A 22424-nucleotide genomic window follows, 5' to 3' on the forward strand; every position below is an offset into this window, starting at 1 on the left:
GGAAGCAAGTGAATAGTGAGCTGAAGCTGAGATTTGGCCGTCAAGTGATCTCCGTTGATGAAGCGCGAGCCAAACTCTATGAATACTGCCAACCAGCGAAGGTAGAAGCTGTTCCATTGGAGCGTTCAATCGGCAGAACGTTGGCGGTGGATATTTACGCGAATCACAATGTGCCGCATTTCCGCCGCTCGGGTGTAGATGGGTATGCGGTTCGTTCCAAGGATATACTTACAGCCTCACCTGAGACGCCTGCTCTTCTTCAGGTCATTGAACGGATTCCTAGCGGTACGGTTCCAACACGAACGATTGGAGCTGGCATGGCAGCCCGCATTATGACGGGTGCACCCGTACCAGATGGCGCAGATGCCGTCGTCATGTTGGAGATGACGGATTCCTTGCAGGATGAAGCGCAAACGAATGCGCATGTACGTATTAAGAAAAATGTGCAAGCGGGCAGCAATATCACACCGATTGCGGGTGAAATTGCGCATGGGGATGCTCTTATAGCCAAAGGGTCGCAGATCGGTGCAGGTGAAATCGCGATTTTGGCGACATTTGGCTTCTCGGAGGTCTCGGTATTTTGCAAACCGACGGTTGCTATTTTTTCAACGGGATCTGAGTTGCTACAGGTTGAGCAGCGTTTGCAGCCTGGTAAAATCCGCAATAGCAACAGCTATATGCTAGCGGCACAAGTGGAAGCCGCTGGCGGCTCGGCCCAAATTATGCCTGTGCTCAGTGACGATCCGCGCCACGTTCAGGCGGCTTTGGAAGCCATTCTACCTGATGTCGATCTCGTTCTTACGTCTGGCGGTGTTTCGGTAGGGGATTATGATGTGTTGGTGGATCTGTTCGGCCATTTCGAGGGCAAATTGTTGTTCAATAAAGTTGCCATGCGGCCTGGAACACCAACGAGTGCAGCTGTATGGAAAGGGAAGCTGCTTCTCGCACTATCAGGCAATCCTGGGGCATCCTTCGTCGGATTTGAGTTATTCGCCAAGCCGCTAATGAAAGCTATGATGGGCAGTCAGCAGCCCGTTGGTGAAGCGCACACCGCCTTTCTGGATGTGCCCTATGATAAGCCTTCGGCTTACCCGCGGTATATTCGCGGAACTACGCGCCTGGAGGCAGGAACCGTATGGGTTCGCCCAGCGGGGATTGATAAGTCGAGTATTATGGTATCCATTAAGGATGCGGATTGCTTGATTTGTCTGCCCGCGGGAGGAAGTGGGTATGCGCGAGGCGATCGTGTGCAAGTATGGGCAACGAAATAAATTATAAATAAAAAGACAAGACCCACTCAGACTGAGTGGGTCTTGTTTTCTTAGCTTTCGCTTAGAAGAAAGTAGCAAGAATAATAACAAGCAACACATAAAGAACTAGAATAACGCCAACTGAGTTCCCGTAACCAGGTGTTCCACAACCTGCAACATATGACATGGTATCGCCTCCGCTTTCTAGTGATGTAGGTTAAACACTATACAGCATATGTCTACGGGATAGGAGTTGATTGGACGAATGCCCTGATGGCTGATCGCGTTTTGCCGTTCTTATAAGCAAAAGCCGCCCATCACGTAGATAACGCTACCTGTGGGCGACTTTTGTTTGCTGAATCTGTTTCAGCTCATTATGAAATTCTGTACACTTTAATTTTCTGAATGCCGAAGCTGCGTAAGGATTGTTTCGAACCAGGAATATAGATATCGAGTCGATTTCCTTTAATGGCACTGCCCGTATCAGACGCAGTCACATACATACCGCCTGTTGGAAGTCCATCAAACGAATATCCCTCGATATACAATTTCGAGCCTAGCGGAATAACGGATGGGTCTACAGCTACTGTACCGAGTGCAAGGGGGTTGCCCATATAGTCGAGCGCGCCGTAACCACCATTCTCAGAAGGATCTGCCGAATAAGCTGTGGATTCAAATACTTGATAATCAGGCGCATGATAAGCGCCATCTTTACTAAGAATAGCTAGATTGCTGTTGGCATCCCAATGTACGGGAATACCTGCGGCACTGGAAAGAAAGCGAAGCGGGACGTATACGCGACCATTCTGGAATTGTGAAGCAGTGTCCAGAACGACGGTAGAGTTATCAATGCTGGCTTCTTTTTGCCCAGAGACGAGTGTAATCGTATGTTGGTTGTTGCTCAGTGTGACTTTGATTTCAGTTCCATCTTTTTGCCAATCCACGGAGTAGCCTAATTTCTCGGTTACGAAACGAAGCGGCACTTGTGTGGAATGATTGCCATCCAGAAATGGCTGTGCATCCGGGAAATGAATCAGGTCATCGTTGACTTGCACTTTCACGTCCATCTTGGCTTGGGCTGCGTGCGCCTGCGTTGTAAATGGGGAAAGAAAGCCACCTGCCAATACTGCTAAGGAAACAGCAAGGCTTGTTAACCCTTTAGTAAGTTTATTCAATTGGTAATCCTCCTTCTTGAGCCTTCGAGGTTAGTTGACGGGTTCGGGAAGAAGGTTCTCCCTAGTCTGCTCTGATTAGAAGCAAATATTCACCCCAAGTATTTCGTCCCCCGTACCAGTGCTTGATTTGGGCACCAGACTCGGCTTCAAATATAGTATCATCGTGAGCGGCTCGGAACAATGACCAAATATTGGGGCCTTCCTGACATACTGGACTTAGGTCTAGGTTCAAAAACAGTCGGGGGTCGGTTTTGACGTTGGCGTAAGTGCGTTACGATATAGCTATGATGGAGTGAGAGACGATGTAGAGGGAGTGAATGAATATGACGAAGAATCAGGACCGTGAATGGGATTTGCAACATATAGGTGATCAAATTGGCAAAATGGCGGAGACGGTCTGGCAGGAGACCATCGGCAAGGCAGGTGCCGCGCGCAGCGGCACAATTGAGGAGCTGGAAGCGCGCTACGAGGAAGCGTTGCAGGCCACGATCGCGCTACGCAGCCACATCGCGCGCGCAGAGGAAATGGCGCAGCTGCGCGGCGAGCAGGCCGAGCTGGCGATGCGCGCCGGCGAAGAAGACCTGGCGCGGCTCGCGCTGCAAGAGAAGCTTCGCGAGGAAGCCGCGAGCGAGCACTACCGCGCGCAGTACGCGAGCAGCCAGGACCTGTGCCTGGCGCTCGCAGAGCAGCTGCGCGGGCTGCGTGCGGGGCACGCAGCCGAAGAGGTGCAGCCGCGCGGCGGGCTGCACGGCAAAGAGGCTCGCGACACGTGGCGCGAGCTTGAAGTGACCGGCCGCGAGCTCGGCCGGGAGGCGCTCCAGGGGCTTCGCTTAGCGGGCCGCCTGTCGCGCGAGACGCTGAAGGAAGCCAGCGGCAATCTTCAGCATGAGTTTCGCGCGCTGCGCAGTAAGTTGCAGCACGAGTGGCAGCAGGAGCAGCGCAGCCGTGAAGAGCGGGACCCGCGCCGCCAGAAGTAAGCTTATATTTTTGGATAAACACTACCGTCCAACAGGACGGTGTAGTCGTTTTTTATAAGCCAAAGCCTTGCCGGATAAGGATTTGCTTCTTGGAGGTCGTCCATTCTTATGGTATGCTAGGAAACGTATGCAAGAAACGAAATGGGCAGCCAGAGGAGGTGCAGCAAATGGGAGAAGACATGAAGAATAACCGCGCACGCAACACAGCGCTTGTGCTGATCGGCGCCGGTGTTTTTTTGCTTCTTGATCGAACTGTAGGCTTTTTTCCCATTCTGGCCGTTATCCTCATCTTGCTGGGCATTCATCGCGTTCGTTCACGCAAGGAGCGCAAAGGATATGTGCTGATGGGGATTGGCGCCGTCATTTTATTCGGGGATCATCTCACGATTGTCATTGCGGTTGTGTTGATTTCACTCGGTTTGTTTTTCATACGATCCAAGCAGGTTCATAAGGATGACACCTATATTCAAAAGCAAAAGCTTGTAGATAGTGTGCGTCTTGGCCGCGAGCCTTGGATTATGAGAAACACATCGACGTGGTATTTGGTGGGGGAAACGTATATCGACCTCTCACTGGCGATCTTGGAGCAAAAGGAAACGACCGTTATTTTGCAAGGTATCGTGGGGGATATTGATATCAAGGTGCCGGATGACATCGGTGTTTCGGTTACAGCTTCCATCATGTTCGGACAGCTTCATATCGCCGACCAACGAGAAGCGGGTGTCATGAATAAAGTGGTCTGGCAATCAGATAATTATGTGCATAGTGACCATAAAGTGAAACTTGTGCTCTCCTTTATCGTAGGAGATATCAAGGTCAAAGTTCTGTAACGATGGATAAACGAGACCGTTCCTCACTTGACAATTCTCCTTGCTTCGCAAAGATGAATTGCCATATCACGGACAGTCTTGCCGTTTATTTCAAGGGGTTCTTCACCAGGTGGACGGCTATAAACGACGGTTAACGAATATGATATGGCGCAGTATGGGCGAGTCGATCCTGTTTGGCTTCGCGATACTAGGCGCTATTCTTTATTTTTTGAAATCTAGGGACTTACTGGTTCCTTTTACTTCCTGGCAAGAAGGGATCAAGCTCTCTTTCTTGGCACTCCTGATTCTTGGAGTCATTGGTGCCTTCTTTGGTTATTGGAATAGCTCCAGAATCACACGCAGGCTGGAACCAATGATGGAGACGATGATTTTATTGGAAAAGGGTACGTTCGCACGAGGCGATTTTGTGAACGGAGAAGATGAGATCGGCCGTCTAGGCGAGCAATTAGGCCGCATCATGAAGCGTTGGGAGGAGCAGGTGACTTCGCTGCAACGTCTGTCTAACCACAATGTCGAGCTCACTGAGAAAGCGAAGCTGTCTGCGGTTATTGAAGAGCGCCAACGCTTGGCGCGGGAGCTGCATGACGCGGTGAGCCAGCAGTTGTTCGCTATCTCTATGACAGCAACAGCTGTCGGACGGACGCTGGACAAGGATTTCGAGAAAGCGAAGCGGCAAATTCATCTTATTGAAGAGATGGCATCAGTTGCGCAATCTGAGATGAGGGCGCTTCTGCTGCATCTTCGCCCGATTCACCTCGAAGGCAAGCGGTTGTCGGAAGGACTTGTCGAGCTCTTGAAGGAGCTGGCAGCCAAAGTGCCGATGGCGATTACATGGGATATGGACGATGAAATTCGTTTAAATAAAGGGATTGAGGATCATTTATTCCGCATCGTGCAAGAAGCCTTGTCGAATGCTTTACGTCATTCCAAGGCAAACAAGCTGGAAGTGAAGCTGTTGCACCGCTCGGACGGCATTCGCTTGGTTATCCGCGATGATGGCATCGGCTTTGAACTGGATGCGAAGAAGCTGACGTCCTATGGAATCGTGTCCATGAAAGAACGCGTTAACGAAATTGGCGGATCGGTGGATATTATTACAGCGCCAGAACGAGGTACACGCATTGAGATTCGGGTGCCGATACTCGCGGGTGATCCTCAACTTATCGAGAGTTAGCACTGTACATAGAGAGGGAGAAGTGAATGGACGACACCTTAATCAAAGTACTTCTTGTCGATGACCACGAAATGGTCAGAATCGGACTAGCGGCTGTACTTGGAACCGAAGATGGCATCGAGGTTGTAGGCGAGGCGAGCAATGGTCATGACGGCATTCGACTTGCACAAGAATATCGCCCAGACGTCGTGCTAATGGATTTGGTCATGGAAGGCATGGACGGGATTGAAACGACGAGGAAATTGCTGCAATTGTATCCAGAATGCAAAGTGATTGTGTTGACGAGCTTCTTGGATGATGAGAAAATGTATCCAGTGATTGAGGCGGGCGCTTTCAGCTATTTGCTCAAAACCTCGCGTGCATCTGAAATTGCCCAAGCGATCCGAGCGGCAGCCAAAGGGCAGTCGATTCTGGAATCGCAAGTGGCATCGAAGATTATGAACCGGTTTCGGACGCCGAAGCCTGCCGCGGAACCGCATGAAGAGCTAACAGATCGCGAGATGGAAGTTCTCCGATTAATTGCGAAGGGCAAATCCAATCAAGAGTTGGCGGATGAACTATTCATCGGTGTGAAAACCGTTAAATTTCACGTAACGAATGTACTCGCTAAGCTGGGCGTAGAAGATCGAACGCAAGCGGCGATTTATGCCTTCAAGCATGGGCTTGCGGAATAACTCGAGGGAGCGATAAAGTTGAGTGTAGTCAAACAGATGTGGAGCTGGTTTGGGTCGATTGCGATTTCGTTTATACTGGTTGTATTTCTCGGCGTGTTCGTATTCCAATCGACGCGGGTTAGCGGACATTCGATGGATCCGACGCTGCATGACAGCCAGCGGGTGTATGTATCGAAGCTATCGCATACGTTTCATTACGAACCCAATTATGAGGATATCGTCATTATAGATTCTAGAGTGAATTTAAAGCGTACCTTTAAGAATGATTTGATGGACAGTCCGTTACTAAGTTTATTCGTTCACGGTGACGATAAGCATGTATGGATCAAACGCGTCATCGGCAAGCCTGGGGATCTGCTTGAAATGAAAGATAACCAGTTGTTTCGCAATGGTGAGCTGCTAGACGAGCCTTATATTAACGAGGAGATGCGAGCGAACGGAAACAAGAAGTGGACCGTTCCTGCTGACCATATTTTCGTTATGGGAGATAATCGCAATAACAGCATGGATAGCCGTGTTATTGGTTTCATTCCGATTGATCATGTGTTAGGGAAAAAGATGTTTTAATACAGTTAAAGGCAGTCTCACCTGTAGGTTCAACTACGAGGGAGACTGCCTTTTTACTTTGTCATAGCTTTCTCTTGGCTTCTTCACATCTTAGCATCAAGCAGCAGTCCCCGCATCGGAATCGGCAAGTAGGCTTGAAGCTGTGAACGATATTGACCGTATGGTTTCAAAGGAGATTCAGCCAATTGAAACAGGGAAGCTGACGGTAATTGCTGTAAGCGTGAAATCGTGTTCATCATGGTGCCTGCTAGGCTGGCTAAGTTGTTTAAGCTCGTTGCTACTTCGCTTGCGGGCTGACTTACCTGCCCTGCGAGCACATCGGCTTGCAAGGATAGTTTCCCATTCTCTTGCTTCGTAATCCCGAGTGCTTGGAGTGAGAAAGGCTTCGCAACCCCTTCAAGTCCTTGGAGAAGTCCGTGCGAAATATAGTCAGGCGCATCGCCTAATTGATCTTGAAAATTATTGTATGTATCAACAAATTGTTGGATGGTTTCGGTGATGGGAGGGGATTGATCTTCCGATGCAAGGGACTGATTAAACCCTGTTGAACTAGCGGCGAGCCGTGTGTTGACGGATTGTGCCGAGTTCTTGACAAGCTGCGCAGATGAAATAAAACCTGCAACATCCTTAGCAGCGGATTGGGCAAATTGTTTATAGGCCAACTCCTCATAAGGCAGATCCAGGATTCGCCGAATCGTATTGGATTTTCCCCCAGAAACAGCGCTGACCGCACTCACACGGTAGTAGTCTTTGTGCGTCTGATACCTGTTCACAGCCATGACGGATGGGTAAGCATTAATCATCAAGATCACCTCGCTTCACATATCTTAAGTATATCACTTGCGTGTACTGGGGTAAATTGGTACTTGTGGAGTCATTTGCTCACGTTGCGACATAAGATAGCATTATTGCTTCTTGTGGAGGCGGTGCAAGATGATACGCAAGCGCATAGCAACGATTGATGATGCAGAAATTTTTCGATTAGTCGTGGAGCAGCTCGTTCCATTTTCCAGAATGTATAACGCGAATAATAAAGTAACATTCCCTGAAATACGTAAGCGTTTAAATGCGAATAAGACATTCGTCATTGCCAAAGGGTACAAACGTCCTTACGGCTTCATCTCTATCATGCGGAAGTCAAAGGTGTTATTCGTTGACATGCTGGCGGTTGATTCACGTGAGCAAGGGAGAGGCGTTGGCCATACCTTAATGAAATCTGCCGAAGATTACGGCGTGAAAGAACGCTGTCATTCGGTCGAACTTTTCGTGGATGACAGCAATCCGAAAGCGATTCGCTTTTACGGCAAAAGAGGTTACGAAATCGATGCTTTTATTCCAGAACTGGGCTGCTATCGAATGAGCAAAGCAATTCGAGGGTAAGTGCCAAGCTGCGCGAACGAAGAAGCGATGCTTGGCACATCTATCGTGCCAGGTAAACTAAACAGTGAACATGGCAGCAATGCGATCCATATGGATGTCGACAGGTCCAGGTGCCCCAGTTACAGGTTCTGCAGCAGGGGCGACTTCAGGGCCAGATATCCAGCTGCCAAACAGCGGAAGTCCGAAGGATGAAAGTTGATGGGCAGGTGTCACTTGAAGCGAAGGATTCGGTTGGATCGGCTTTTTCTTCCCTTTTTTAGAAGAGACAGGTTTCGTAGATTTGGTGGCAGAGCTTAGTTTTACAGGTTGATTGGCATTCAGGATAAGCTTATTTTTCTCGACACGACTAAGCGTTCCATGGAATTCAAGGCCGTTCGTTAAATAGAGAAGAACGGTCTTTCCAATGAGATTTCGACAATTGTTTACATCAATCGGGTGGATGGATTGCATGGCTAGGAGGCACCTCCGAGTTAGTCTATACCATTAGCCTATGTAGTTGGGCGGGCAACGGTATAGACGAATGTCTAGTTTCTCATAAGAAAAAGTTATGAGATAAAGTGCTCAGAAAAGTTGAATAGCTTGACAATTTTAGGTATGCTAAGCATATTAACTAATTCTAATAGAGAAAGAATGATGCATAGATGAGTGGAGCTGTGTTTTATATTTTCGGTGCAACGGGAGATTTAGCGAAAAGAAAACTGTTTCCAGCTTTTTATAGCCTTTACCGGGAAGGCAAGCTAGGCGATGATTTTGCTGTTGTCGGATTAGCTCGAAGACCGCGGACGAATGAGCAATTTCGCGATGATGTGAAAAATTCGATCCAGGATTTTGCCCGTTACAAAAACAAAGATGGGGCAGAATGGGAGAAGTTTGCTGAGCATTTTGAATACATGTCGCTCGATATTAACAATGTAGCTGGCTTCCATGAGCTGAATGCTTTGACAGCTAAGCTGGACACGAAGTACCAAACAGGCGGGAACCGTCTGTTCTACTTGGCTCTAGCACCTGAATTGTTCGGCAACGTGTCCTACAACTTGAAAGAAGGCGGCTTGCTGAACACACAGGGCTGGCATCGTCTTGTGATTGAGAAACCGTTCGGTTATGACTTGCCATCGGCAGAACGCTTAAATGGACAGCTTCGTCAAGTGTTCGAAGAGAAGGATATTTACCGTATTGACCATTACCTTGGGAAAGAGATGGTTCAGAATATTGAGTTCGTTCGTTTCGCGAACGCCTTCTTTGAGCCGCTTTGGAACAATAAATACATAGCAAACATTCAGATCACGTTGAGTGAGACCGTAGGTGTCGAAGAACGTGGCGGCTATTATGATCACTCTGGCGCATTGCGTGATATGGGTCAGAATCATATGCTGCAAATGCTGATGATGATGGCAATGGAACCGCCTAGCCGTCTGCACCCGGAAGATATCCGCGATGAGAAAGTGAAGGTGCTTCGCTCCCTGCGCCTATTCGAGAACGGCGATGATGTCCGTGCGAATGTTATTCGCGGTCAATATGCGAGCGGTACGGCCAAAGGCAAAGCGTTGCCTGCATACCGTGAAGAGGATTCGGTGAATCCGCAATCGACGACAGAGACGTATTTCGCAGCGCGTGTTCACGTGGATAATTTCCGCTGGGCGGGTGTGCCGTTCTATATTCGTACAGGTAAACGACTGCCAGTCAAAACGACAGAAGTCGTCGTCGAGTTCAAGAACATTCCGAACAATGTTTACTTGGCGAAGAAGCATGAGTTAGAGCCGAACCTGTTGGTATTCCGCGTGAATCCGATGGAAGGTATTTATTTGAAAATGAACGCGAAGCAGCCTGGCTCTGAGGGTGTGATCGTACCCGTTGCGATGGACTTCTGCCAAAGCTGTCAGATCGGCATTAACACGCCGGAAGCTTACGAGCGTTTGCTTTATGATGCAACACGCGGAGATTCCACCTACTTTACGCGTTGGGACGAAGTTGCGCTGGCATGGTCCTATGTGGATCGCATTGCGGCTGCATGGAACGAGCAAACGGAGGATCTTAAGCATTATCCAGCAGGTTCATGGGGCCCTGAAGAAGCAGCGAAGCTGCTCACCGATGACGGGTTCAAGTGGTGGCCAATCAATGGTCAGAACGAAGGGGAAGTGGACTGGGAAGCTGTTCAGAAAACAACCGTTCTTGCCTAAATACGTTGTAGCTAATCCAACAGGCGATGATGTCTGTTGGATTTTTCATGGGCAAAGCGTCCTCCTCGATTCAGCGTTGCAGCCTCAATTTGTGGTATACTATACGATGTAGTTTATTCCTTAATATAGACACATGGGGTGCGTCGATGTCACGAAGAGCATTTGTGCGATGGTTGCTAGCCATCGGGGCTGTTTTGGTAGGTTTAAGTGCTTGGTTTAGTCTGTTGGTTAAGAAAAGATTCATTGCTGAGGAGCAGCCGGCCGTCGCACCTGCGGCAACCACCGAGCCTCCCCAAGCGCAGGCGCCATTTGTTTCGGAGGAACCGCTGCCTTCTGGCCCGCTCATGTCCTTTTTTATCCTAAGTGATCTCCATGTGTCTTCAGGTGACGCACTTCCGAATAAGAAGTTAAGGCAAGCGCTTGACGATGTTACCCAATTCGATGGTCCTGTTGATGCGATTATGTTAACGGGTGATTTAACGGACACTGGGTCTGAACGTGACTATAAGGAACTGCGTACAATAATGAGTGCCTATAAGCTCCCGCCCGTTCATGCGAATATGGGGAATCATGATTATTACACGATTTGGATTAATAAGGCTGGCAGTTGGGACCAAGATGCTGTCCCGAACGGTAAGAGCGATGCGATAAGCCGAGAATCGTTCAAGAAATTTATGAGCTATGATTCCATTTATAATGATTTTACAACCAAAGGGCACTCGATTGTGTTGCTCTCGCAGGAAGCGTATGTGCAAGAAAAGCCAGAAGTGGGTGAAGGTGCCTGGTATTCGGATGAACAATTAGCTTGGTTCAAAGGAAGAATGGGCAATTTATATAAACCGGGAAGACCTTTGTTTGTGATGACGCATCAGCCGTTGCCCCCAATAGGTACGGACGGTGCCACGCATCAGCTCATTCGCGCGATTCAATTTCGTGAAACGCTCAAGCCTTACAAAAATGTTTTCGTCTTCTGCGGTCATCGCCATCAAGATTTCCAGAATGGTACTCCGCACTATGTGCAGGAAACGTTCCATTATTTCCATAATGCTTCCGTTGGCAGAACGCTCAATCGAGCGTACCAACAAAGTGCGATGAATAAAGCGCAGGGCATTTATGTGCAAGTATTCGCGGATAAAGTGGTTGTGCGCGGCAGAGAGTTCAGTAATCGCACCTTCATTGAGGAAGCGAATTGGACGATTCCACTGGAGAAAGCGCACGTATGAGAAAACCTCTATCGAGGCCATTCAATGATGAGCGACCGCGTATAGAGGAAGGTTTTATCGCCAATAAGAAAGCTGTTTTCGGAAGCCGAAAACTTATACTTTCTTATGTGGTAATTTCAATGCAGTTTATGTAAATGAAGAAGGGACTTAACGAACACATGAAAACGCAACTCACCAAAATTCTCGAAACCGAAGTCGCTAAACGACGGACGTTCGCGATTATTTCCCACCCCGATGCGGGGAAAACGACACTGACGGAGAAGCTGCTTCTATTCGGAGGAGCGATCCGCTTAGCAGGGACGGTCAAAGGTCGTAAAGCAAGCAAGCACGCAACATCCGACTGGATGGAAATTGAGAAGCAGCGTGGAATCTCCGTTACATCGAGCGTTATGCAGTTCGATTATGAAGGGCACCGCGTAAACATTCTGGATACCCCTGGTCACCAAGACTTCAGTGAGGACACGTATCGGACACTGACTGCCGCGGATAGCGCGGTCATGTTGATCGACGTTGCCAAAGGGGTCGAGACACAGACGAAGAAGTTGTTCCAAGTGTGCCGGATGCGCGGCATTCCGATCTTCACGTTTATTAACAAAATGGATCGTGAGGGCCGTGATCCGTTTGAACTGTTAGAAGAGCTTGAAGAAGTGCTTGGCATTCGCTCGTATCCGATGAACTGGCCCATTGGGTCAGGTAAGCAGTTCTGCGGGGTGTACGATCGCGGAAAGTCCCAATTGGAGCTATATCAAGGTGATGACCATCGAGAGATTGAAGTTCGTAAAGTGGATGGTGTGGAAGATCCATTAGTGAAACAAATCGCTGGCGAATTCCTACACAAACAATTGTGCGGCGATATTGAGCTGCTTGATGTTGCTGGGGATCCATTTGATATGGAAAAAGTGATGAAGGGCGAACTTACGCCAGTCTTCTTCGGAAGTGCGGTCAACAACTTCGGTGTGCAGACGTTTCTTGAGAACTTCCTGCAGTTGGCACCTCCGCCAGAGCCTCGCACGAGCACAGCTGGTGTGATTGAGCCGACGCGAGAGAAGTTCTCAGGTTATGTGTTCAAAATTCAAGCGAATATGAACCCTGCGCACCGTGACCGTGTAGCGTTCCTACGGATCGTCTCGGGCAAATTCGAGCGCGGCATGGCTGTTAAACATGTTCGACTAGGCAAAGATATTAAGCTGGCGCAGCCGCAGCAATTCTTAGCACAGGATCGTGATATCGTGGAAGAGGCGTTCCCAGGCGATATTATCGGTTTGTTTGATCCAGGGATTTTCCGCATCGGCGATTCCTTGAGTGAAGGGGAAGAGGTCGTGTTCGACGAGCTGCCGACGTTCTCGCCAGAGCTGTTCAGCAAGGTGTCGATCAAAAATGCGCTGAAACAAAAGCAATTCCTTAAAGGGATCGACCAACTGACCGAGGAAGGGATGATCCAGGTGTTCACGACGATTGGGTTCGAGGACATGATCCTTGGCGTTGTTGGGCAACTTCAATTCGAAGTACTGGAGCATCGGATGAGATCGGAATATGGGGTTGATATTATTTTGCAGCGTCAGAACTATCAGTTCGCTCGTTGGATTATCGATGATAAAATCGATCCATCCAAATTCCGCATCAATTCACAACTCGTGAAAGATAAGAAAGGCAACTTCGTTGGCCTATTCGAGAGTGAATATGCGCTTCGTTCGTCCATTGAGAAAAATCCTACCGCACAGTTCTTAACGAGTGCTCCATAAGCAAGACGTTCCAAGAGGCTGCCCCTGATTCCATTCGGGGGTAGCTTCTTCTTCGTAGGTCTGTCGCCAATGCACGGTTGCCTTCATACACTAGGAGGGGGTGAATTCGAAGCTGGAGGCAAGGTATGAAGAAGAATATAGGGGTAAAGCCATACGTAAATAAGCCAAGATATGTCAGTAGCAAAATAGGAAAAACCAGGGCGATCGAAGCGAATGAAGCCCTTCATAAATACGTGCCAACGACGAAACGGTTGACAATGGCAACACTCAAATCCATGCTGGATACGCACCGCATGGTGTATGTGAAGCCGAATGTGGGGATGTTCGGGAACGGAGTCATTCGGATTGAACTCGCTGACGCCGAGAAGAATGAACGACCTTATTCGTATCAGGAAGGTGTTCGTCTCCGAAGGTTCAAAACATTCACAGACATGTATGCCTCGCTTCGAAAGATGATTGGAAAAAGGCCTTACCTTGTGCAAAAAGGGATTCATTTGTTGAAATATAAGGGGAATCGCTTTGATCTGCGAGTGATGGTTCAGCAAACACCTCAGCGGAAGTGGGAAACAACAGGCGTCATGGGCCGCGTAGCGCATCCTGCGAAGATTGTTACGAATTTCCATAACGGCGGTTCATTAAAATCTTTCGACACTTTGTTAAAAGCGTATTTGCCGCAGGCAGAGAAAAAGGAGTTCCTTCAGAAGCTGCAGAAGATGGGGGTACTCGTGGCAAAAGCGATCGAGGCGAAGTATAAAGGTGTAAAGGAGATCGGTATTGATGTTGCCTTAGACCATGAGATAAATCCATGGATTCTAGAGGTGAATACAAGTCCTGATCCTTATATTTTTCAGCGATTAAGCGATAAGCGCATCTTCCGCAAAATAAGAAAATACGCCAAAGCATATGGCCGGTTATGAACTCATAACCGGCTTGTTGTCGTGCTTTCCACAATAGAAAGAAGGTTTCGGTCCCCGAAAGTTTCTTTCTATTTGGCGATAAAACTTACCTCTAAACGCGGGCGCTCATCCATGAATGGCTTCGATATAAGTTTTCTCATGGAAAGTAAGTTCGATCTCTTGCGCGGAGATGGGCGGGCTTAGCAGAAACCCTTGAATCGTCGTACAAGTCGTTTCTTTCAAAATATCAAGCTGTCCGATCTCTTCAACGCCTTCAGCGACGACTTGGATATTCAGGGCGTGGCCCAGATGAATAATCGCATGCGTAATCGCCCAATCGTTGGAGTTGCTCTGGATGTTTTTGACGAAGGAACGGTCAATCTTGAGACAATGGATCGGGAATTCTTTCAAATAGTTGAGGGAAGAGTAACCGATTCCAAAATCATCTATTGAAATGGAGATGCCCTTGGCACAAAGTTTCTCTAGGACGGCAACGGTTTTCTCCATATTTTGCATAATTGAGCTTTCAGTAATTTCAAATTCGAGATAGGCGGGATTAATGCCTGTTTGCTCAATGATTTGTATGGCTTTATCTGCAAAGGCTTCATCTTGAAATTGGCAAGGGGAAATATTCACGGCAATCTGATAGTCAAGCTTGTCTTCGGCCAGCCAGCGCGCTTTCTGCAGACAAGCTTCCCGAAGAACCCATTCACCTAGCGGTAAGATCAGACCCGACTCCTCGGCCAGCGAGATAAAGTCGGTAGGCGGGATCATGCCAAATTGTGGGTGATTCCAACGAACCAGTGCTTCCAGACAAATAATACGGTCGGTGGACAGCTCTAGACGAGGCTGGTAGTACAACAGCAGTTGATTATGGGTGATCGCTTTGCGAAGATCCGTTTCCATCTGAATTTGGTTCGCGAAGCGGTGTTTTAGTGATGTCGGTTGGTATGTAACCAATTTATTGCGACCCGTTTGTTTGGCTTGCAGCAGTGCTTGTTCTGCCTGTGAGAATGCTTCTGGCATAGCCCCTGTTGTCGTGGCTGGTGCACTCAAGCCGAAGCTCGCAGATAAGAAGCAATCTTGTCCTTGCCATGTAAAAGAATCAGCAAAGATGTGTTGAATGCTTAGAAGGATTGCATGAAATTGATCTTGCGTAGTCGTACGAAGCAACAACGTGTATTCATCATCGCCTGAGCGAGCAACGTAATCCAGATGATCTAGCTGCTTTAACCTACGGCCTACTTCCTGAAGGAGATAGTCGCCGCCAGTGTACCCAAGCGAGAAGTTAATTTGACGGAAACGATCTAAATCCAGCAGTAAGATCGCATAGCTGGTTGTGGAATTTGGTAATTGGTGAACAGCTTGTGTTAATCGAGAAATGAGCTGTTCCCGAGAAGGAAGATGAGGTATTGGTGATCTGCTCTTGAGAGCTTGGATCGTTGATGACGCAGAGACGCGAATTTGACGCCAGATTGCTTTCATTGTGCTATCACTCATTCCCATCTCATAGTTGTCCTAATTTACTTTATCATAAAGGGATTAGCGGTTTTTAACAAGAATAACAGTTTGCTTAAATGACAAAAACTGGGCTTTTTCGCGCGTTTATTTAATGAAAATTTTATGAAAATGTCGAAATTTGACGAATAAGCATTTTTTTTAGATAAATGCGATTTGTGTTGACAGATGGGACAGAGGAATGAGAAAATGTACGCGTGTACATTTTAGTCGGAAACCTTTGAACAACCACTAGGAGAGGAGAGCAGCTAATGGTAACGAGAAAAGAGGTTGCTGAACTCGCCAACGTGTCGGAAGCGACCGTATCTCGTGTGTTTAATGGACTTGGGCCTATGAAGCCAGCTACGAAGGAGCGTGTTCTAGAAGCGGCGAATGCACTGGGCTATCATCCGAATGCGATCGCACAGAGCTTTGCACGCAGACGTAGCGGCAATCTTGGCGTCGTGCTTCCGTATATGCCCAAAGTTCATCTATTCTCCACGTATTACTTCTCAGAAATTCTCAGCGGCATCGGGGAGCAAGTCAGGGAAATGGGCTATGACCTCTTGTTATCTCTGCTTACGCCAGATGATGAACTGGATTATGGACGCTTGTATCGTTCACAAAAAGTGGATGCCTGCATCATTCTTGGCTCTATGGATACGCCTTCACAGCGGCAATCGCTGCTGCACTTGCAGGAGAACGGGCATCCGTTTTGTCTGGTGAATCAGCGCTTTGAAGGGTTGGACTTCTTAGAGGTCGATGCCGATCATGTGGAAGGCAGCTACCAAGCGGTGCGCCATTTGATAGATGAGGGCAATCGCCAAATCGCCTTTTTGAATGGTTCGCCGCAGTACTCCAACTCTAGAGATCGTTGGCTGGGTTACCAACGAGCGATGCTTGAAGCGGGGCTTCCCATCAACTCCGAGCTATTGCTCGAGGGGAATTATAGCCGTAAGAGCGGCTATGAAGCTGCAGCTAAGCTGTGGGAAATGCGTGGACGGGTCGACGCTGTGTTCGCCGCTAATGATCGGATGGCGATCGGCGTCATGCAGGGATTGCGTGAGCGTGGTTGGATGGCGGGACGAGAATTTGCTGTCATCGGATGTGATGATTCGGATGCAGCCAAGTTAAGTGACCCACCGCTGAGCTCGATAGCAGTGCCATTTTTCGAGATGGGCAAGGGGGCGTCCCGCCTTGTGCTAGCTAGTGTGGGGCAAGGCGTTAGCGAGGAAGGGCAAGTGCAATTGTCAACACAGCTAAGAATCAGACAATCATCGATCAAACGTCAATACTAATTCTTGGGAGGCATGAGGGATGAAAAAAACGTTTAATATCGGAATGATCGGCTATAAGTTTATGGGAAAAGCGCATAGCCATGCGTATAAAGATTTACCTATGTTTTTCCCGCAGTCAGCGACGCCGAAGATGAAGCTCATCTGCGGGCGCGACGAAGGCGGAGTTCGTCAGGCCGCCGAGCAATTCGGCTGGGACGGGTATGTGACCGATTGGCGCGAGCTGGTGACGAACCCGGATATCGACGTGGTCGATATCAATGCACCGAGCGATGCGCACAAAGAAATTGCGCTTGCGGCGGCAAAAGCCGGCAAGCATCTGTTCTGCGAGAAGCCGCTTGCCTTAACCCTTGCCGATGCAAGGGAAATGCTGGTGGCGGCTGAAGAGGCTGGTGTGAAGCACATGGTGGGCTTCAACTATCGGTTTGCCCCAGCGGTACAACTGGCGAAAAAGCTCGTGGAGAGCGGCCGTCTCGGTCAAATCTACCACTTCCGCGCTTGGTTCTTGCAGGATTGGATCGTCGATCCAACGTTTCCGTTGGTATGGCGCTTGCAGAAGGAGATCGCTGGTTCTGGATCGCACGGCGATCTGGGGGCGCATCTTATCGATCTTGCGCATTTCCTTGTTGGCGACATGACAGAAGTAATCGGCATGAGCGAAACGTTCGTGAAGGAGCGTCCGCTGCCGTCATCCATGACCGGACTCAGCGCCAAAGGCAGTAAAGACGCGCCACATGGGCCAGTAACGGTTGACGATGCGACGTTGTTCATGGCGCGCTTCGCGAATGGTGCGCTTGGCAGCTTCGAGGCGACGCGTTTTGCGCCTGGGCACCGGTGTACGAATTCTTTTGAAATTAACGGCAGTAAAGGCAGTGTGAAATTCGATTTCGAGCGATTGAATGAGTTGCAGGTGTATTTTACAAGTGATGATGAGGATGTTCAGGGCTTCAGACGCGTTCTGGCAACGGATGCTTCACATGCGTATATGGATGCTTGGTGGCCAGCAGGACACACGATCGGGTATGAGCATACGTTCGTTCATGAGGTGGTTGAATTGATGGCAGCGCTTGCGGAAGATCGTCAACCGGTTCCAAATTTCGTAGATGGCGTGAAGTGCCAAGAGGTGCTTGAGGCTGTGGATCAGTCGATTGCGCAGCGGCGTTGGGTGAGCATTAGCGAAGTATAGATGAATTGACATGAGAGGGGATTAATCAGCATGAGTCAGAAACAGGCTTTGATCGTTTGGGGCGGATGGGACGGTCATCAACCAGAGGAAGTTGCGGGGATATTCGCAGGATTGCTGCGTGAAGAAGGCTATGGGGTTGAAGTTTCGGATACGCTAGACAGTTTTCGAGATGCGGAACGTTTGGCGGGTATCGATTTGATTGTGCCTGTGTGGACGATGGGGAAAATCGAGAAGGAGCAGCTGACGCCTCTCTTGCATGCGGTTAAAGAAGGCGGTTCAGGAATTGCAGGCTGTCACGGCGGCATGGCCGACTCTTTCCGTAACGAGGTTGAGTACCAATACATGGTTGGCGGTCAATGGGTGGCTCATCCAGGGAATGACGGCGTAACTTACACCGTTCGAATGAAAGACAGTGAGCAGCCTCTGACTGCGGGTATTGAAGATTTCGTTGTTGTGTCGGAAAAATATTATATGCACGTTGATCCTGCGATTCAGGTGCATGCGGTTACAGATTTCGGCGATGTGGAAATGCCTGTCGTATGGACAAAAACATACGGAGCGGGCAAAGTGTTTTACAACTCGCTGGGTCATCAAGCCAACATTGTACGTATGCCAGAAACGTTAGAATTGATGCGCCGCGGGCTGCTGTGGGCTACACGATAATCTCATTGGGAGGAAGCTGAAACGATGAAAAAGATGAAGGTTGGCATCATTGGCTGCGGTAATATAAGTGCGGCGTATATGAAAAATATTCCTGGTTATGCCCATCTAGAGCTATACGCCTGTGCGGATATCGATGTGAGTCGCGCGCAAGCGCGCGCGGAGGAATTTGCTATTCCGCATGCTTACACAGTAGAGCAATTGCTGGGTGATCCCCAGGTGGATATCGTTATTAATTTGACAATTCCGGCTGCGCACGCTGCTGTCTGTATTCAAATTCTGGAAGCGGGCAAACACGCTTATGTAGAGAAACCGCTTGCCGTTACTCGTGAAGAGGGTCAGCAGATTTTGGAAGTCGCGAAACGTAAAGGACTATTGATCGGCAGTGCGCCAGATACGTTCCTGGGCGGCGGCATTCAAACTTGCTTGAAGCTGATTGAGGATGGTTGGATCGGTAAACCGATTGCCGCAACTGCCTTCATGATGAGCAAAGGTCATGAGCATTGGCATCCAGATCCTGAGTTTTACTATGCCAAAGGCGGAGGTCCAATGTTCGATATGGGACCTTACTATTTGACCGCATTGGTAGCGCTTTTGGGGCCGATTCGCCGAGTGACTGGTTCTACAGAGGTCTCCTTCCCTGAACGAACGATTTCCAGTGAGAAGAAGCGCGGTCAGAAGATCACAGTAGAAACGCCAACGCATGTGACAGGTTTGCTTGATTTCCATAGCGGGGCTATTGCGACGATCATCACGAGCTTTGATATCATGGGCGGCACGAAATTGCCGAATATCGAAATCTATGGCAGCCACGGTTCCCTGCGCGTACCTGATCCGAATACGTTCGGAGGTCAGGTGATGATTCGCAGAGGCGGTTCGGATTGGGAACCGATTCCGCTTTCACACGGCTACACGGACCAAAACCGCGGACTCGGTGTTGCCGCGATGGCGCAGGCGCTCCTTACAGGAGACAGCTCCGCACATCGTGCGAATGGCGAGTTGGCGTACCACGTGCTTGAAGCGATGCATGGTTTCCATGATGCGTCTGATAACGGGCAGCACTATGAGATGAAGAGCAGCTGTGAGAAGCCAGCGGCGTTGAATCCGCATTCGGTGCTATAAATCGCATCCCCCTCGCGCTTGATGGCGAGGGGGATTTTTTTGTTCAGATGATGTAATGTATGTAACAAATGAACTAACCAAGGCATGCACGAGCATCCCCTGGCTAGCTTTTAGAGCTACTTTTTCTCAAGCTGCGCCTTTAATGTGCTGACAAGCTCATCTTGTGTAGCGGATTCCGTGTGCTGCCATATCATTTCAAAAAGCACGCCGAGCCCTGGGAGTACTTTTTCCTCTCCGCCGATGGAGTCTTCAATGATCTCCTTCAGTTCCTCGTTGGACTTGTTGTTTACCCGCTGATGGATGGCCTGCCTAAGGGTAATATTCATGCGTGGACCTCGCTTCCATTTCATTATCATTACTAATATGTACAGATGAAGTTCGCTTCATCCGAACTCCTTCATTTGCCGCCGAAATTAGAATACGGACATAACTATGGTATAATGAATGCATATACGAGTTAGGGAGGAACACGGCAGTGAGAAAACAATTTGCGATTATTGGGATGGGCCGATTCGGTTCTTCCGTTGCGAAAACGTTATCACAACTAGGGTTCGAGGTGCTAGCGATTGATCAGAATGAAGAGACGGTACAAGAAGTTTCCGCGTATGTGACACATGCCGTTCAAGCTGACTCGACTGACGAGGAAGCGTTGCGTGCGCTGGGTATTCGGAACTTTGACGTCGTGGTTGTTGCGATCGGGGAAGATATTCAAGCCAGTATCTTGACTACATTGATATTAAAGGAATTGGGCATTGCAACGACTGTGGTTAAGGCTGTCAATGACCTGCACGGGAAGGTGCTGAAGAAAATTGGCGCCGACAAAATCGTGTATCCAGAGCGAGATATGGGACAGCGTGTGGCGCATCATTTAATTTCATCAAATATTATCGATTATATAGAGCTATCTCCCGATTACAGCATCGTCGAGATGAGAGCGTCCAGTCAGATGATTGGCAAAAGTCTTCGGCAGCTCGATGTCCGTGCGAAATACGGCTGTAATGTGATTGCGATCAAGCAGAAGGAGCAGATGATTATTCCTCCAAGCGCGGAAGAGTCGCTGACATCGGATGATATTTTGGTGCTTGTAGGTAAAAATTCGAACCTTCAAACGTTTGAAATCAATTATGCGGAGTAGGTACATCCATGACGAACTTTATTGAAATTATGTCGGTGCAAAATGCCAGAGTGAAGGACTGGGCTCAGCTCTTGGAGCGTCGAGGCAGAGAGAAGCAAGGCAAGTATATCATTGAAGGTTATCACTTGATTGAGGAAGCGTTGAAAGCGGGAGCTGGGGTGGAGGTCATCCTTTTTTTGCTGGAAAAAGGATACCCAACCGCGCTCGCTTCCCTCGCTGGGGAAGCGGTTGAATGGGTCGGCGTCAGCGCGGCCGTACTGGCCAAATGCTCGGATGCGCAGACCCCGCAGGGCGTGGTCGCGATTGTGGCGCGGCCGCAGCTGGGCGTGGACGAGCTGCTGGCGAGCGAGTATGATCTTGCCGTGGTTCTGGACGGCGTTCAGGACCCAGGCAACCTCGGCACGATCATCCGCAGCGCGGATGCCGTCGGGGCCAAGGCTGTTGTGTTAGGTCGCGGCACCGTCGACCTGTACAATCCCAAGACGATCCGATCGACGATGGGATCGATGTATCATCTGCCGATCGTGGAGGCGGATCTGGTCGAGTTATTGCCGCGTGCGCGGGAGCGCGGCGTGCGGCTTGTGACCACGAGCCTGCAGGCTCAGGGCTCGTGCTACGACACGGATCTGCGGCAGCCGACGTGGCTCATTTTCGGCAACGAGGCCAAGGGCGTGTCGGCGGAGGTTGCGGCGTTGTCGGACGTGCAGGTCATTATTCCGATGCAGGGCAAGGCGGAATCGCTGAACGTTGCCATGGCGGCGACAGTTTTGTTGTTTGAGGCGGCTCGGCAGCGGAGGGTGTAACGTATCATATTGTTCTGATGTGAGTTGTAATTCACTTTGTCACCGTTTGGAACGTTGTTTGTCATAGGTTTGGAACGTAATTTTGTCACTACTTAGTTAAGTCCCGATGTGGCCCAAAGCCTTGATACATCGGGAATTTTTGCTTATTGGATCTGTATCAAAATAAACCTTTTTAATAGTATTGAGCGAAAAAAAGTCCGTGAATTTCACTCGAAAAATTTTTGGAACGGCTCTTGTCATAAATCGTTTTTCTTCCAAGGAGGATTACATGAACATTATAGGGGAAAACGTAAAACGAATAAGAAAGATACATAATCTTAATCAGGTTGAATTCGCAAGTTTGATTGGAGTTTCTCAAGGTAGTCTTAGCGATATTGAGTCAGGAAAGAATAAACCATCTGTAGATACTATTGTATCCCTTCACACAAATTTTGGATGTTCATTAGAGTGGTTGCTAACTGGAAAGACTGATCAACTGAATGTTGATATGGAGAAAGAAAGGGCTCATAACAATACAGAAATAAGTCCTTTTGAAAATAAACTATTGAGCGCTTTAAGAATACTTGATACAAATAATCAAATGGAAATATTAGAAATTATAAATTTAAAACTAAGAAAATAATAATATTATTCATGTTCGATGTTGAAGGAGCGTCTGGAG

At 48.8% G+C, this 22424-nt stretch carries 24 protein-coding genes and 1 riboswitch; of the genes, 18 read left to right on the forward strand and 6 right to left on the reverse strand.

The features are described 5' to 3' along the window. Positions 1-8: 8 nt before the first annotated feature. The gene (locus MJB10_RS05265; RefSeq protein ID WP_314802329.1) at positions 9-1271 is read left to right on the forward strand and encodes a molybdopterin molybdotransferase MoeA; all 1263 of its coding nucleotides are present in this window, start codon (positions 9-11) and stop codon (positions 1269-1271) included. Positions 1272-1332: 61 nt separating this feature from the next. On the opposite strand, the gene MJB10_RS05270 is transcribed toward MJB10_RS05265, so the two are convergent. Together MJB10_RS05270 and MJB10_RS05275 are read right to left on the reverse strand one after the other, a co-directional pair. Then, the gene (locus MJB10_RS05270) at positions 1333-1437 is read right to left on the reverse strand and encodes a YjcZ family sporulation protein (RefSeq protein ID WP_314802330.1); all 105 of its coding nucleotides are present in this window, start codon (positions 1435-1437) and stop codon (positions 1333-1335) included. A gap of 187 nt (positions 1438-1624) precedes the next feature. Further along, on the reverse strand, positions 1625-2425 hold the full coding sequence (locus MJB10_RS05275) for a stalk domain-containing protein (protein WP_314802331.1): 801 nt from the start codon (positions 2423-2425) through the stop codon (positions 1625-1627). A gap of 4 nt (positions 2426-2429) precedes the next feature. Beyond that, positions 2430-2569: riboswitch (cyclic di-AMP (ydaO/yuaA leader) on the reverse strand. 179 nt (positions 2570-2748) lie between these two features. Between MJB10_RS05275 and MJB10_RS05280 the strand changes: the two genes are divergently transcribed. The 5 genes from MJB10_RS05280 (at position 2749) to lepB (ending at position 6647) form a co-directional block, all read left to right on the forward strand. Next, positions 2749-3402, forward strand: a complete 654-nt coding sequence (locus MJB10_RS05280) for a PspA/IM30 family protein (RefSeq protein ID WP_314802332.1) — start codon at positions 2749-2751, stop codon at positions 3400-3402. A 167-nt stretch (positions 3403-3569) separates the two neighbouring features. Beyond that, entirely contained in the window at positions 3570-4232 is a 663-nt protein-coding gene (gene liaF, locus MJB10_RS05285; protein WP_314802333.1) for a cell wall-active antibiotics response protein LiaF, read from the forward strand. A gap of 109 nt (positions 4233-4341) precedes the next feature. Next, positions 4342-5406, forward strand: coding sequence for a sensor histidine kinase (locus tag MJB10_RS05290; RefSeq protein WP_314802334.1), 1065 nt, complete (start codon positions 4342-4344; stop codon positions 5404-5406). A 26-nt stretch (positions 5407-5432) separates the two neighbouring features. Then, positions 5433-6080, forward strand: a complete 648-nt coding sequence (locus MJB10_RS05295) for a response regulator transcription factor (protein WP_314802336.1) — start codon at positions 5433-5435, stop codon at positions 6078-6080. Between the two features lie 36 nt (positions 6081-6116). Then, positions 6117-6647, forward strand: a complete 531-nt coding sequence (gene lepB, locus MJB10_RS05300) for a signal peptidase I (RefSeq protein ID WP_314805489.1) — start codon at positions 6117-6119, stop codon at positions 6645-6647. Positions 6648-6730: 83 nt separating this feature from the next. Here the strand turns inward: lepB and MJB10_RS05305 are convergent, their stop codons facing one another. Continuing rightward, positions 6731-7450 (reverse strand): hypothetical protein, encoded by a 720-nt coding sequence (locus MJB10_RS05305; protein WP_314802338.1) that lies wholly within the window; start codon positions 7448-7450, stop codon positions 6731-6733. A gap of 130 nt (positions 7451-7580) precedes the next feature. Here MJB10_RS05305 and MJB10_RS05310 point away from each other — a divergent pair, with 130 nt between their 5' ends. Next, on the forward strand, positions 7581-8027 hold the full coding sequence (locus tag MJB10_RS05310; protein ID WP_314802340.1) for a GNAT family N-acetyltransferase: 447 nt from the start codon (positions 7581-7583) through the stop codon (positions 8025-8027). 57 nt (positions 8028-8084) lie between these two features. On the opposite strand, the gene MJB10_RS05315 is transcribed toward MJB10_RS05310, so the two are convergent. Beyond that, positions 8085-8477, reverse strand: coding sequence for a hypothetical protein (locus tag MJB10_RS05315; RefSeq protein ID WP_314802341.1), 393 nt, complete (start codon positions 8475-8477; stop codon positions 8085-8087). A gap of 191 nt (positions 8478-8668) precedes the next feature. On the opposite strand from MJB10_RS05315, the gene zwf reads away from it, so the two are divergent. The 4 genes from zwf (at position 8669) to MJB10_RS05335 (ending at position 14086) form a co-directional block, all read left to right on the forward strand. Continuing rightward, positions 8669-10204 carry a glucose-6-phosphate dehydrogenase gene (gene zwf, locus MJB10_RS05320; RefSeq protein WP_314802343.1) on the forward strand — a complete coding sequence of 512 codons (1536 nt, stop codon included), beginning with the start codon at positions 8669-8671 and terminating at the stop codon, positions 10202-10204. A 146-nt stretch (positions 10205-10350) separates the two neighbouring features. Further along, on the forward strand, positions 10351-11427 hold the full coding sequence (locus tag MJB10_RS05325; RefSeq protein WP_314802344.1) for a metallophosphoesterase family protein: 1077 nt from the start codon (positions 10351-10353) through the stop codon (positions 11425-11427). A gap of 158 nt (positions 11428-11585) precedes the next feature. Further along, positions 11586-13169: a peptide chain release factor 3 gene (locus MJB10_RS05330; RefSeq protein ID WP_314802346.1), complete on the forward strand. Its 1584-nt coding sequence runs from the start codon at positions 11586-11588 to the stop codon at positions 13167-13169. A 125-nt stretch (positions 13170-13294) separates the two neighbouring features. Further along, on the forward strand, positions 13295-14086 hold the full coding sequence (locus tag MJB10_RS05335) for a YheC/YheD family protein (protein ID WP_314802348.1): 792 nt from the start codon (positions 13295-13297) through the stop codon (positions 14084-14086). Positions 14087-14191: 105 nt separating this feature from the next. Here MJB10_RS05335 and MJB10_RS05340 read toward each other — a convergent pair whose 3' ends face one another. Then, positions 14192-15550, reverse strand: coding sequence for a putative bifunctional diguanylate cyclase/phosphodiesterase (locus MJB10_RS05340; protein WP_314802350.1), 1359 nt, complete (start codon positions 15548-15550; stop codon positions 14192-14194). A 284-nt stretch (positions 15551-15834) separates the two neighbouring features. Here MJB10_RS05340 and MJB10_RS05345 point away from each other — a divergent pair, with 284 nt between their 5' ends. The 4 genes from MJB10_RS05345 to MJB10_RS05360 are packed head-to-tail and all read left to right on the forward strand — an operon-like array spanning position 15835 to position 19825. Further along, a complete protein-coding gene (locus tag MJB10_RS05345) occupies positions 15835-16860 on the forward strand; it encodes a LacI family DNA-binding transcriptional regulator (RefSeq protein WP_314802352.1) in 1026 nt (341 codons plus the stop codon). Positions 16861-16879: 19 nt separating this feature from the next. Next, positions 16880-18043: a Gfo/Idh/MocA family protein gene (locus MJB10_RS05350; protein ID WP_314802353.1), complete on the forward strand. Its 1164-nt coding sequence runs from the start codon at positions 16880-16882 to the stop codon at positions 18041-18043. Positions 18044-18073: 30 nt separating this feature from the next. Continuing rightward, positions 18074-18706, forward strand: a complete 633-nt coding sequence (locus tag MJB10_RS05355) for a ThuA domain-containing protein (RefSeq protein WP_314802355.1) — start codon at positions 18074-18076, stop codon at positions 18704-18706. Positions 18707-18730: 24 nt separating this feature from the next. Next, positions 18731-19825 (forward strand): Gfo/Idh/MocA family protein, encoded by a 1095-nt coding sequence (locus MJB10_RS05360; RefSeq protein ID WP_314802357.1) that lies wholly within the window; start codon positions 18731-18733, stop codon positions 19823-19825. Between the two features lie 116 nt (positions 19826-19941). Here the strand turns inward: MJB10_RS05360 and sspI are convergent, their stop codons facing one another. Next, positions 19942-20151, reverse strand: coding sequence for a small acid-soluble spore protein SspI (sspI, locus tag MJB10_RS05365; protein WP_314805491.1), 210 nt, complete (start codon positions 20149-20151; stop codon positions 19942-19944). A 149-nt stretch (positions 20152-20300) separates the two neighbouring features. Here sspI and MJB10_RS05370 point away from each other — a divergent pair, with 149 nt between their 5' ends. The 3 genes from MJB10_RS05370 (at position 20301) to MJB10_RS05380 (ending at position 22385) form a co-directional block, all read left to right on the forward strand. Then, complete coding sequence (locus tag MJB10_RS05370) at positions 20301-20960, forward strand: potassium channel family protein (protein ID WP_314802360.1); 660 nt, start codon at positions 20301-20303, stop codon at positions 20958-20960. An 8-nt stretch (positions 20961-20968) separates the two neighbouring features. Further along, the gene (locus MJB10_RS05375) at positions 20969-21763 is read left to right on the forward strand and encodes a TrmH family RNA methyltransferase (RefSeq protein WP_314802362.1); all 795 of its coding nucleotides are present in this window, start codon (positions 20969-20971) and stop codon (positions 21761-21763) included. A 268-nt stretch (positions 21764-22031) separates the two neighbouring features. Next, positions 22032-22385: a helix-turn-helix domain-containing protein gene (locus MJB10_RS05380; RefSeq protein WP_314802364.1), complete on the forward strand. Its 354-nt coding sequence runs from the start codon at positions 22032-22034 to the stop codon at positions 22383-22385. Positions 22386-22424: the final 39 nt, after the last annotated feature.

The sequence above is a fragment of the Paenibacillus sp. MBLB1832 genome, assembly GCF_032271945.1.
In the GTDB taxonomy this organism is placed as follows: domain Bacteria; phylum Bacillota; class Bacilli; order Paenibacillales; family NBRC-103111; genus Paenibacillus_E; species Paenibacillus_E roseopurpureus.